Source organism: Micromonospora sp. NPDC004336 (assembly GCF_053602615.1).
Map to the genome: position 1 here is coordinate 17724 of NZ_JBSGDY010000019.1, position 10909 is coordinate 28632.

The 10909-nt window shown below is 73.5% G+C and carries 12 protein-coding genes; 5 read left to right on the forward strand and 7 right to left on the reverse strand.

Annotation, left to right across the window (positions count from 1 at the left end):
- Positions 1 to 32 precede the first annotated feature (32 nt).
- Both ACWENR_RS06980 and ACWENR_RS06985 read right to left on the reverse strand, forming a co-directional pair.
- A complete protein-coding gene (locus tag ACWENR_RS06980) occupies positions 33 to 932 on the reverse strand; it encodes a peptidoglycan-binding protein (RefSeq protein ID WP_452276124.1) in 900 nt (299 codons plus the stop codon).
- A gap of 157 nt (positions 933 to 1089) precedes the next feature.
- Positions 1090 to 1647, reverse strand: coding sequence for a hypothetical protein (locus tag ACWENR_RS06985; RefSeq protein WP_452276125.1), 558 nt, complete (start codon positions 1645 to 1647; stop codon positions 1090 to 1092).
- A gap of 172 nt (positions 1648 to 1819) precedes the next feature.
- Here ACWENR_RS06985 and ACWENR_RS06990 point away from each other — a divergent pair, with 172 nt between their 5' ends.
- From ACWENR_RS06990 to ACWENR_RS07005, 4 genes are all read left to right on the forward strand, one after another.
- Positions 1820 to 2476: a response regulator transcription factor gene (locus ACWENR_RS06990; RefSeq protein ID WP_452276126.1), complete on the forward strand. Its 657-nt coding sequence runs from the start codon at positions 1820 to 1822 to the stop codon at positions 2474 to 2476.
- On the forward strand, positions 2473 to 3645 hold the full coding sequence (locus tag ACWENR_RS06995; protein WP_452276127.1) for a sensor histidine kinase: 1173 nt from the start codon (positions 2473 to 2475) through the stop codon (positions 3643 to 3645). The genes ACWENR_RS06990 and ACWENR_RS06995 overlap by 4 nt, the downstream gene beginning before the upstream one ends.
- Before the next feature lie 259 nt (positions 3646 to 3904).
- Positions 3905 to 4549, forward strand: a complete 645-nt coding sequence (locus tag ACWENR_RS07000) for a hypothetical protein (protein ID WP_452276128.1) — start codon at positions 3905 to 3907, stop codon at positions 4547 to 4549.
- A 188-nt stretch (positions 4550 to 4737) separates the two neighbouring features.
- On the forward strand, positions 4738 to 5640 hold the full coding sequence (locus ACWENR_RS07005; protein WP_452276129.1) for an endonuclease domain-containing protein: 903 nt from the start codon (positions 4738 to 4740) through the stop codon (positions 5638 to 5640).
- A gap of 143 nt (positions 5641 to 5783) precedes the next feature.
- Here ACWENR_RS07005 and ACWENR_RS07010 read toward each other — a convergent pair whose 3' ends face one another.
- From ACWENR_RS07010 to ACWENR_RS07025, 4 genes are all read right to left on the reverse strand, one after another.
- On the reverse strand, positions 5784 to 6728 hold the full coding sequence (locus ACWENR_RS07010) for an ABC transporter substrate-binding protein (protein ID WP_452276130.1): 945 nt from the start codon (positions 6726 to 6728) through the stop codon (positions 5784 to 5786).
- Positions 6728 to 7666 (reverse strand): ABC transporter ATP-binding protein, encoded by a 939-nt coding sequence (locus tag ACWENR_RS07015; RefSeq protein WP_452276131.1) that lies wholly within the window; start codon positions 7664 to 7666, stop codon positions 6728 to 6730. The genes ACWENR_RS07010 and ACWENR_RS07015 overlap by 1 nt, the downstream gene beginning before the upstream one ends.
- 25 nt (positions 7667 to 7691) lie before the next feature.
- On the reverse strand, positions 7692 to 8792 hold the full coding sequence (locus tag ACWENR_RS07020; RefSeq protein ID WP_452276132.1) for a FecCD family ABC transporter permease: 1101 nt from the start codon (positions 8790 to 8792) through the stop codon (positions 7692 to 7694).
- A gap of 64 nt (positions 8793 to 8856) precedes the next feature.
- A complete protein-coding gene (locus ACWENR_RS07025) occupies positions 8857 to 9903 on the reverse strand; it encodes a FecCD family ABC transporter permease (protein WP_452276133.1) in 1047 nt (348 codons plus the stop codon).
- Between the two features lie 152 nt (positions 9904 to 10055).
- On the opposite strand from ACWENR_RS07025, the gene ACWENR_RS07030 reads away from it, so the two are divergent.
- Positions 10056 to 10415 (forward strand): YciI family protein, encoded by a 360-nt coding sequence (locus tag ACWENR_RS07030; protein ID WP_452276134.1) that lies wholly within the window; start codon positions 10056 to 10058, stop codon positions 10413 to 10415.
- Positions 10416 to 10419: 4 nt separating this feature from the next.
- On the opposite strand, the gene ACWENR_RS07035 is transcribed toward ACWENR_RS07030, so the two are convergent.
- Positions 10420 to 10863, reverse strand: a complete 444-nt coding sequence (locus tag ACWENR_RS07035) for a cytidine deaminase family protein (protein ID WP_452276135.1) — start codon at positions 10861 to 10863, stop codon at positions 10420 to 10422.
- Positions 10864 to 10909 lie beyond the last annotated feature (46 nt).

Sequence of the window (10909 nt, forward strand, 5' to 3'; positions counted from 1 at the left end):
CTCGACGGCCGGTAGAACTGCCGTGATCGCGGTCATGGTGGCATCCCCACGGTCATTCCCTCGGCCAGGCCGTCCCCGGTGATCTCCACCCGGCCGCTCGCGAACAGCCCGGTCCTGACCGCGACGACACGGCTGGTGCCGCCGTCGACGATCTGCACGCCGTAGCCGCCTTCGGACAGGGCGAGCAGCGCGGCGACCGGCACCGTCAGGACGTTCTCCCGTTGCGAGGCGGTGAAGACGACGTCGATGGTGGCCTGGTCCAGGCCGGCGAGGGACTTCTCGTCGTCGGCGGCGACGGTAACCTTGATGACGGTCTTCGCGGCCGAGGTGCCCTCCGCGGGCTTGATCACCGTACGCGTCCCGGTGATCTTCCCGGGCACGGTCCTGCCATCCGGTAGTTTCACCGTCACCGGCCTGCTCACCTTGGCCAGGCGCTGATCGCCGACGTTCAGTTCGACCATGATCAGCTTTCGCGACCCGGTGGTGGCCAACAGCGGCACACCGGGCCCGGTGGCGTCGCCGACCGCCACCTTCTGCGCGTCGATCCGGACCGCACCCGGTGCGACGTACACGCGGCCGAGCTCGACCGTCCCCGTCTTCGGCAGGCCGAGTGCCTTCTGCCACTTGCGTACCGCCGTCGCCGTGGACGCCGAAAAAGACTCGTCAACGGTGAACCCGCGGTAGCCCAAGGCGTACAGGTTCCGCTCGAACTGCTTCACATCCGCGCCCTTCACCCCGGCCGCCAATGCCCGGTACGCCGGAAGCTGCCCGTACAGCAGGACGACTGGCGTGTTGTCCACGCGATAGATCACCTGCCCTCGGCGTACGGTCGAGCCTGGCGCGGATAGGGCGGTGAGCGTGCCCGGCAGTTTTCCCCCGACCTCGACCGGATCGCCGTAGCCGAGCTCGCCGGCCTGCGTCTGGGTGTCCACAAGCGTCTGGTGGGTGATCTTCGACGTGGCCGCGGCAGGCTCGTGGCCTGCCGGGGCTGGGTGCCGGAGCCGATCCCGCGGGCGGCGACCGTGGCCACGGCGGCGGCGGCGAGCACCGCCGCCACCGCAACCGCCTTGAGCGAGAGACGCCGGGCGATCATCCGTTGCTCCCGCTGGTTCCCGGGGACTCGCCGGAGGGCGCCGGGGCGTACTTGCTGCCGCATTCCTTCTGCGCGGCCTCGAACGTCGGATCGTTCGGGTTCATGCCGGGGTCGTTGCCGTTGGCCTGGATGCCGTTCTCCGTGGGGTCCGGGAAGTTCCTGACCCCACGGTCGCGCATGCACTGCGAGAACTTGCGCAACTGCTCGATCCGCTCGGGGGCGAGCTTCTGCGGTTCGCCACCGTTGGGCATGTACTGCTTGCACTTCTGCATAGCCACGTCGACCTTGGCCGGGTCGGCACCCTCGGGCACGTCGATGCTCATGCCGCCGCCGTCGTTGAACTTCGGATCGGCGAAGTTCGGCACGCCGCTGTCGCGCATGCACTGGCCGAACCTCAGGGCCTGCTCCTTGTCGTCGACCTTCGCCGAGGCGCTGGTGGTCGGCTTGGCGGTGCTGTTCGCGGTCGCCACCGGGTCGCCGACCGGCCCGCTGCACGCGGCTAGCGCCGTGGTGCCCAGGAGCACACCGACGACGATGACAGTCCTTGTCCGCACGATTTCTCCCTCTGCGCCGGGCCGATCCCGGCCGTTGTGAGCCGGGCCGATCCCGGCGGTGGTGCGCCGGGCCGATCCCGGCCGCAGAGCCAGTAGAGCGATGCGGGGTTTTCCCGGCCGTCACCGAATTCGTTGACACGGGGGTGACATCACCCTGTGTCACCATGGACGGGTGCGGATCTTGCTGGTCGAGGACGAGCCCCTGGTCGCCGACGCTGTGGCGCAGTGGCTACGCGGGGACGCCCACGCGGTGGACGTCGTCCACGATGGCGCCGCCGCCCTCGAACGCATCGGCGTCAACGACTACGACGTGGTGGTTCTCGACCGGGACCTGCCGGTGGTGCACGGCGACGACGTCTGCCGGGCGCTGGTCGCCGGGGACGGCAACGCCCGGGTCCTGATGCTCACCGCCGCCGCAGACGTCGCCGACCGGGTCTCCGGCCTGTCCCTGGGCGCCGACGACTACCTGCCGAAGCCGTTCGCCTTCGCGGAACTGTCCGCGCGAGTGACGGCGCTGGGCCGCCGCGCCCGGCCGGCCGCACCGCCGATCCTGCAGCGTGCCGGCATCCGGCTCGATCCGCACCGCCGCGAGGTGTACCGGGACGGCCACTACGTCCCGCTGTCCCGCAAGGAGTTCGCCGTCCTCGCCGAGTTGCTGCGGGCCGACGGCGCGCCGGTCTCCGCCGAACAGCTCCTGGAGAAGGCGTGGGACGAGAACGCCGATCCGTTCACCCACTCCATCCGCATGATCATCCTGAAGTTGCGCCGTAAACTCGGCGAACCCACGGTCGTCCTCACCGATCCGGGAGTGGGGTACCGGATCCCATGAACCGCATCACCATCCGTGCCCGGCTGACACTCGTCTACGGCGGGCTGTTCCTCGTCGCGGGACTCGTTCTGCTCGGCGTCACCTATGTCCTCGTCGCCGACCGGAGCACGCCGACCCTGAATCACACGTCTGAGTCGTTCGCTCCCGGGGAGGCGGACCGGAGCACGCCGACCCACACGTCTGCGCCGTTCGCTCCCGGGGAGCCGGGCGCGCTGGTCAACCAGGTGACCGAGGCCACCTGGAACGACGCCCTGCACGCGCTGCTCACCCGGGGCGCCATCGCGCTGGTTGTGGTTGGCCTCGTGGCGACCGCGTTCGGCTGGCTGCTTGCCGGACGCCTGCTGCGCCCCCTGCACCGGATCACCGAGACCGCGGTACGCATCGCCGAGGCGCCCGCCGCCGACCGGGGCCTGCACGAGCGGATCGCCCTGACCGGCCCGCGGGACGAGGTGAAACAGCTCGCCGACGCATTCGACACGATGCTGGAACGGCTCGACCACGCCTTCGACGGCCAGCGGCGGTTCGTCGCCAACGCCTCACACGAGCTGCGTACGCCGTTGACCGTCAGTCGGTCGCTGCTGGAGGTCGCCCTCTACCGCGGCGAGCCGACGCCCGAGCTGCGCCAGCTCGGCCAGACCCTGCTGGAGGTGAACACCCGCCACGAACGTCTGCTCGACGGGCTGCTGGTGCTCGCCCGCTCCGAGCGGGAGGTCACCAAGCGTTCCTACATGGACCTCGCGGACATCGTGGAACACGTGGTCTCCACCACCGCGGCGGAGGCTGTGGCGGTACGCCGCGAGACGCGGGAGGCACCCACGACCGGGAGCCCGCCGCTGGTCGAACGGCTGGTGCAGAACCTCGTCGACAACGCGATCCGGTACAACATCCCCGCGGACGGGTGGGTCTCGGTGCGCTGCGGCACCTCAGCAGACGCCGCCTTCGTGTCGGTGAGCAACACCGGCCCGGTCATTCCGAAGTACGACGTCCCCGCACTGTTTGAACCGTTCCACCGGCACCACGCCGACCGCGTCGCCCCCAGCGCGCCCGGCGCTGGCCTGGGCCTGTCCATCGTGCAGGCCATCGCTCGGGCGCACGGCGGCGACGTCCACGCGGAGCCGCGCCCGGGTGGCGGGCTGACGGTCACGGTGACCCTGCCCATCGCACCATAGACTCCCGCATTCCTTCCGGGTCCGAAGCGCACCGCCCGCTCGGCCGGCCATCGGGCATGCGGATTGTGCTCGAATTTCGGCGTCCGGCGTGCCGACCCCACCGCTGCCCGACCACAACGGGGTCGCGCTGACGGCTCACCCAACGTCCATGCCCGTCGGCGCGGACTGTGCCACCTTCGCCCGGCCGTGGACTGGGAAGTGTCAGACCCATCGATTAGAATGTGTGTACTAAACAAGGTGCTGACCTGGGAGGACGCCCGTGACCACGCCCGCCTCCACCCCACCCACCCCCTACGCCACCCTGCTCGGCTTCACCCGCTACGTCGACCGCACCGGCCCGACCAAGGCCACCTTCGTCGGGGGCCTGCGCAAGCAGCGCGCCAGCCGCTCCGGCTTCAACCCGCACGGTCAGTTCGTCAAGGCGCTCAAGGCCGACGTCGCCTTCCACACCGGCGGCACGCACCTCGACCAGGTCGCCGACGTGGTCAAGCCCCGCTGGCGCCCGCTCTACGAGGCACTCGTCCCGGGCGCGAAGGCCTGGCTGCACTCCCTCGGCGAGCCGAGGGCCGTCGACCTCGCCCAGACCCGCGACGCGCTCGCCATGCTCGGCGACCTGCCCGTGAAGATCAACCCCCACTTCGGCGTACGTCACGCCGACGGCCGCGCCGAGGCCGTCCGGCTGCACTTCGACGAGGCCCCGCCCAGCCCGGAGGCGGTGCTCGCCACCCTGCACCTGATGGCCCGGCACATGGACGCGGTGCTCCCGCACGCCGAGCCGGTCCTGGTCGACGTACGCCGGGGCGAGGCCCACCGGATGCCCGCCGACGCCCGGCCCGAGCAGATCGAACGCTGGCTGGCCGGCGAGGCCGCCGCCTTCCGGGCCATCTGGTCCACCGCCGCCTGACCCACCCTCTTCCCCCGCCCGCCGCGGGGCCTGCACGCCAAGATCCGCGCAACTTCCTGGCAACTGCTGCCTCCACCGTTTGGGAGGCCGCGTCTTCAGTGAAGTTGCGCGGATCATGGTGTGCGGTGTCGCGGCGAGGTTGTCCACCGGGGCTGCGAAAAGGGGCGAGCGCCGTCAGTCTGGCCCGCATGTCCGTTCCGCCGCGGCGCCCGCACGAACTGCGAGGACGCGTCTTCCAAGGCTCCGACGTCGTCGCCCGAGGGCTGCTGACCCGGGCGGAGCTGCGCAGCAAGGCGTGGCGGAGGCTGTTCCGCGACGTCTACGCCGACGCCGGGTTGGCCGTCTCACACGGCGCGCGCTGCCTGGCGGCGGCGAGGTGGGTGTTGCCGTCGGGCGCGGCGATCGCCGGCCGCAGCGCCGCGGCGCTCTACGGTGTCGGCTCGGTCGGTGCCGCCGAGCCACTGGATGTACTGGTGCCGGCGAGGCAGCGCTTCGGGCCGGTCGCCGGGCTGTCCGTGCACACCGCCGAGGCCACCGCGGACGACGTGCGGCTCCGCGCCGGAATTCCGGTCACCACGCCGCTGCGCACCTGCTGGGATCTGGCGCAGTGGCTGCCGACGGAGGAGGCGGTCGCCTGGGTGGACGCGCTGGCCCGGCAGCGGTCGGTGCGGGTCGACGAGCTACGGGGCAGCGCGCGCGACCGCCTCGGGCTGCGGGGCTGGCAGCGCATGCGCCGCGTGGCGGAGCTGGTCGACCTGGGGGCGGAGTCGTTCCAGGAGTCGCGGCTCCGGGTACGGCTGGTGCTGGCCGGTCTGCCCAGGCCGGTCACCCAGTTCGTGGTCGAGCGGGGCGGCCGATTCGTCGCGCGCCTCGACCTCGCATGGCCGGAGCTTCGGGTCGCAGTCGAGTATGACGGGATCTGGCACGGCGATCCCGAGCAGTTCCACCGCGACCGCCAGCGCCTCAACCGCCTGCTCGGCGAGGACTGGATCGTGCTGCACGTGACCGCGAAACGGCTCCGCGAGGACTTCGACGGCTTCCTCGTCGAGCTCCGCCACGCCCTCCGCATCCGCAGAACCCCCGCCCGCTGAGCGCCACGCCCACAACACCCCCACTCACCCACCCGGAACGCCAAGATCCGCGCAACTTCAGGGCAAGTGTTGCCTCGACGCTGCGAGAGGCAGCATCTTCAGTGAAGTTGCGCGGATCTTGAACGAGCGCGGGGCGGGGCCGGTCAGGCGGTGAGGTGCTTCGCCAGGTCGTCGAGGATCTTGTTGGCGGCGCCGACACCGATGCCGGTCATCCAGATCTCGTCGGAGACCACGTGCGCCTTGCCCGCCTTGACCGCCGGCAGGGCCTTCCACAGCGTCCCGCCGGTGACCTTTGCCTGCTCGGCGGCGGCCTTCTCGCCGTACGCGGTCACGAAGATGACGTCGCCGTCGACCTCGCCGATCCGCTCCGGGCTGACCCGGTCCATCCGCCGGTCCTCCTTGCCGGTGAGCTGCTGCCGCTCGGGGCGGCCCAGGCCGGTGTCGCCGATGACGATGCCGGAGAACGAGTCCGGCCCGTACACCCGGATCTCGGTCGGCATGAAGCGGACGATGGACACCTTGCGGTCGGCGGCGTCGCCCAGCTTGGCGCCGAAGTCCTTGGCCCGGGTCTCGTACGCGGTCAGCAGGTCCTTGGCCTGCTGCTCCTTGCCGAGCGCCTTGCCGTCGAGGAGGAAGTTCTCCTTCCAGGTGACGCCGACCTTCTCGGTGAACACGGTCGCCGCGATGGCGGACAGCTCGTCGTAGAACTTCTCCTGGCGGAACTTGCTGCCCAGGATCAGGTCCGGCTTGAGGGCGTTGATGGCCTCCAGGTCGGGCTCGGTGAGCACCCCGACCTCCTTGATGCCGGCGAGCTTCTCCTCGCCGAAGTAGGTCGGCCAGCTCTTCGCCTCGCCGGCGGTGGCGGCGCCGACCGGCGTGACGCCGAGCGAGAGCGCGGTGTCGATCTTGTCGGTGTCGAGCACGACGACGCGCTTCGGCTCGGCCGGCACCTTGGTGGTGCCCATGGCGTGGACGATCTCCCGGGTCTCCCCGGTGGTGTTGCCGGCGACCGGGTCGCTCTCACCGCAGGCGGTGAGGCCGACGCCGAGGGCCAGCGCCGCGGTGAGGGCGGCGGCGAGACGACGCATCAGATTCCTTTCGAGGGGTACGAGCCGGCGCGCGGGGTGAGCGCGTCCTCGGCCGGGGGGCGGGCTGCCGGGGTCGGCAGTCCCACGGGGGCGGGACCGACGGAGCCGGCCGCGTCAGTGGAGCCAGCCGGGTCGGCCGCCTCGGGCGGCCGGGCCAGCGTGGGGCTGGTGAGCGCGGGCACCACGAGGGGCGCCCCGGTCACCGGGCAGGGCACGACCACGCAGTCGAGCCCGAAGACGTCCCGGACCAGGTCGGCCGTGAGGATCTCCCGGGGTGGGCCGGCGGCCACCACGGCCCCGGCCCGCATCGCGACCAGGTGGTCGGCGTACCGGGCGGCCTGGTTGAGGTCGTGCAGGACGGCGACCACGGTGCGGCCCCGCTCGGCGCGCAGCCGGTGCAGCAGGTCCAGCACCTCCACCTGGTGGGCGAGGTCGAGGAAGGTGGTCGGCTCGTCGAGCAGCAGCGCCTCGGTGTCCTGGGCGAGGGTCATCGCGATCCACACGCGCTGCCGCTGGCCGCCGGAGAGGGTGTCCACGGCCCGGCCGGCCAGCCCGGCCACGTCGGCGAGCGCCATGGCCCGGTCGACCGCGACGCTGTCCTCCTCGGACCACTGCCGCCACCACCGCTGGTACGGCTGCCGGCCCCGGCCGACCAGGTCGGCGACGGTGACCCCCTCCGGCACCAGCGGGCTCTGCGGGAGCACGCCGAGCCGGCGGGCGACGTCGCGGGTCGGCAGGTCCCGGATCGCGGCGCCGTCGAGCAGCACCGCGCCCCGCCGGGGCGTGAGCAGCCGGGCCATGGTGCGCAGCAGGGTGGACTTGCCGCAGGCGTTGGGCCCGACGATCACCGTGAACGCGTCGGCGGGCAGGTCGAGGTCGAGCCCGTCCAACACCGTCCGCTCGTCGTAGCCGGCGACCAGGTCGCGGGTGGAGAGCATCACGCCTCCTTGCCAGGGTGGGACATCACGAGGACCGCCGGCGGCCACGGACCAGCAGGAAGATCAGGTACGGGCCGCCGATGGCGGCGGTCAGCACGCCGGCGGGCAGTTGGGTGGGGGCGAAGAGCCGCCGCCCGGCCAGGTCGGCCAGCACCAGCAGCAGCGCCCCGAGCAGCGCGGCGCAGACCAGCGGGGGGCGCTCGGCGCGGACGAGCCGGCGGGCCAGTTGCGGGGCGACCAGGGCGACGAAGTCGACCGCGCCCACCTGGGCGGTGACCATCGCGGCGGCCAGCACCCCGGTGCCGGCGAGGCCGACCCGGCGGGCCACCGGCCGCAGCCCGATCCCCCGGGCGGTGTCGTCGTCCAGGGCGGTGCTGTTCAGCGCCCAGCCGGCCCAGGCGAGCACGGGCAGGAGCGCGACCAGGGTGGCGGCGATCCAGAGCGCCTCGGTCCAGCCCTTGCCGGCGAGCGTGCCGATCAGCCAGATCTGCGCGCGCAGCCCGTCGATCGGGTCGGCGGTGAGCATGACCACCTCGGTCAGGGCCCGCAGCGCGAAGGCGACCGCCACGCCGGCGAGCACGAACCGCTGGGCGGCCAGGCCGTGCCGGGCGCCGAGGGCGAACAGCAGCACGGCGGCGACGAGGCCGCCGACCAGCGCCGCCGGCGCCACGAGCACCGCCGCGGCCCCGCCGGTCAGGGCCACCGTCGCGGCGAGGCTGGCGCCCTGGGTGATGCCGACGACGTCCGGGCTGGCGAGGGGGTTGCGGGCCACGCTCTGGATCAGCGTGCCGGCCACCCCGAAGGCCGCGCCGGCCACCGCGGCCAGCACCAGCCGGGGCAGCCGCAGGTCGAAGACCACCAGGTCGTACGGGGTGCCGACGCCGGAGAGGGCGCGCAGCACGTCGGCCGGGGCGACGTACGGGGTGCCGAGGGAGAGGCTGAGCACCCCGGCGACCAGCAGCAGCACGACCAGCGTGGCGGCGACCAGCACCGAGCGCCGGCGCACCTGCACGCTGACCGGGCCGACGCGCACCAGCCAGCGCCCGGGCAGCCCGGCGACGACGCGACGCCCGGCCGGCCGCCCGGCGGCGCGTTGCGGGACGGTGGGGCGGGCGGGGGCGCTCACGCGGCCACCGCCTTCGCGTCCCGCGGCAGCGGGTTGATCGGCCAGGCGGCCAGGGCGGGGGCGGTCACGCCGTCACCACCTTCGCGCGGCGGACCAGGAAGGCCAGCAGCGGGGCGCCGACCAGGGCGGTGACGATGCCGGCCGGCACCTCCCCGGGCGGGGAGACCAGCCGGCCGACGACGTCGGCGCCGAGCAGCAGGGCGGGCCCGAGCAGCGCGGAGACCGCCAGGGTCCAGCGGTGGTCGGCGCCGACCAGGGCGCGGGCCAGGTGCGGCACGGCGAGCCCGACGAAGGCGATCGGTCCGGCGGCGGCGACGGCCGCCCCGGTGAGCAGCACGGCGGCGACGCCGCCGCCGAGCCGGACCAGCCCCACCCGGTGCCCGAGGCCCCGGGCCACGTCGTCGCCGAGGGCGAGGGCGTCCAGGCCGCGCGCGACCAGGACGGCCAGCGCCAGCCCGGCGAGCACGAACGGGGTGACCTGGACGGCGACCGACACGTCCCGGCCGGTCAGCCCGCCGACCACCCAGAACCGGTAGTCCTCGAAGGTGCGGGCGTCGATGCTGAGCAGCGCGTACACCACGGAGGCGAGGCTGGCGTCGAGGGCCGCGCCGACGAGCGCGAGGGTGACCGGGCTGGCGCCCTCGCGGGCGCGGGTGGCGACGGCGAAGACCAGCAGGCCGGCGAGGAGCGCGCCGCCGATGCCGAACCAGACGTACCCGGCGAGGGTGCCCACGCCGAAGACGGAGATGGCCAGCACCACGCCGAACGAGGCGCCGGCGCTGATCCCGAGGATCCGCGGCTCGGCGAGGGGGTTGCGGGTGAGCGCCTGGAAGAGCACCCCGGCGACGGCGAGCGCCAGCCCGACGGCGAGGCCGAGGGCGGTGCGCGGCATCCGCAGCTCCCGGACGATGGTGGCGGCCTCGCCGCCGTCCGGGGCGACGAGCGCGCGCCACACCTCGTCGACGGGGAGCGCCCGGCTGCCGAGCGCGAAGCTCGCCAGCAGGGCCAGCAGCAGCGCCAGCGCGGCGGCGACGGTGACCGCCACCCGGCGGCCGGCACGGCCGCCGATCCGACCGCCGGTCGGTGCCGGTCGGGTGGCGAGGGTGGTCACGAGGCTCCTGCGCGTTCGGGCTTAGGTTCGCCTTACCTTAGCTGACCGCCCCCGCCGAGCCTAACTCGCGATCGTCGATCCGCCGGGCCCTGACCAGGGCGGACAGTACCGGTTCCCGGTGGCGGGGGCCCGCGCCGCCCTAGGGTGTGGGCATGCGATTCGACCAGCACACCGTGGTGCTCCTGGTGCGCCCGCCGGACGCGCCGGAGCTGCCGCTGGACGCGGCCGACCGGTTGCAGGACGCGCACCTCGCGCACCAGGCGGGCCTGGTGGAGCAGGGGCTGGTCCTGGCCGCCGGCCCGTTCGTCGACGCCGACGACGACCGGCTGCGCGGGTTCGTCGTGCTCTCCGTCTCCCCGCAGGAGGCCCGCGAGCTCTACCACAACGACCCGGCGGTGCGGGCCGGGCGGCTGGCCGTGCGGGTGCTGAGCTGGATGGTGCCGGAGGGCAACGTGCGGTTCGAGAGCGTGCCGGTCCCCCGCTCGATGCTGGAGGCCGCCGCCGGCGACTGACCCGTCAGCCGTCCGCGCCGGCGCGGGGCCCCGGCAGCGACGGGCCGTCGTCGACCTGGTGGTCGGCCCAGACGTACGTCTCCGGCAGCAGCTCGGCGACGTGCACCACCCGCAGCGCGTCCATCGGCCCGACGATGACGCGAATCGTGGGGAAGTAGTCGCGCAGCACCTGCCGGCAGCGCCCACAGGGCGGGATCACCCCGCGCCCCCGGTCGCCCACCGCGACGATGGTCTCCAGCTCGGTGACGCCCTGGGTGGCCGCCGCGCCGACCGCGACCACCTCGGCGCAGGGGCCGCCGGTGAAGTGGTAGACGTTCACGCCGGTGAAGACCCGACCGTCGGTGGTACGCGCGGCGGCGGCGACGGTGTGGTTCTCGCTGCGGCAGCGCAGCTTGGCGACCGCCGTGGCGGCCTGCACCAGGGCCCGGTCGGTGTCCCGCATCGTCATCGCGCATCCCCGTGGTTCGGCGTCGGTCGGCGGTCAACTCTAGACC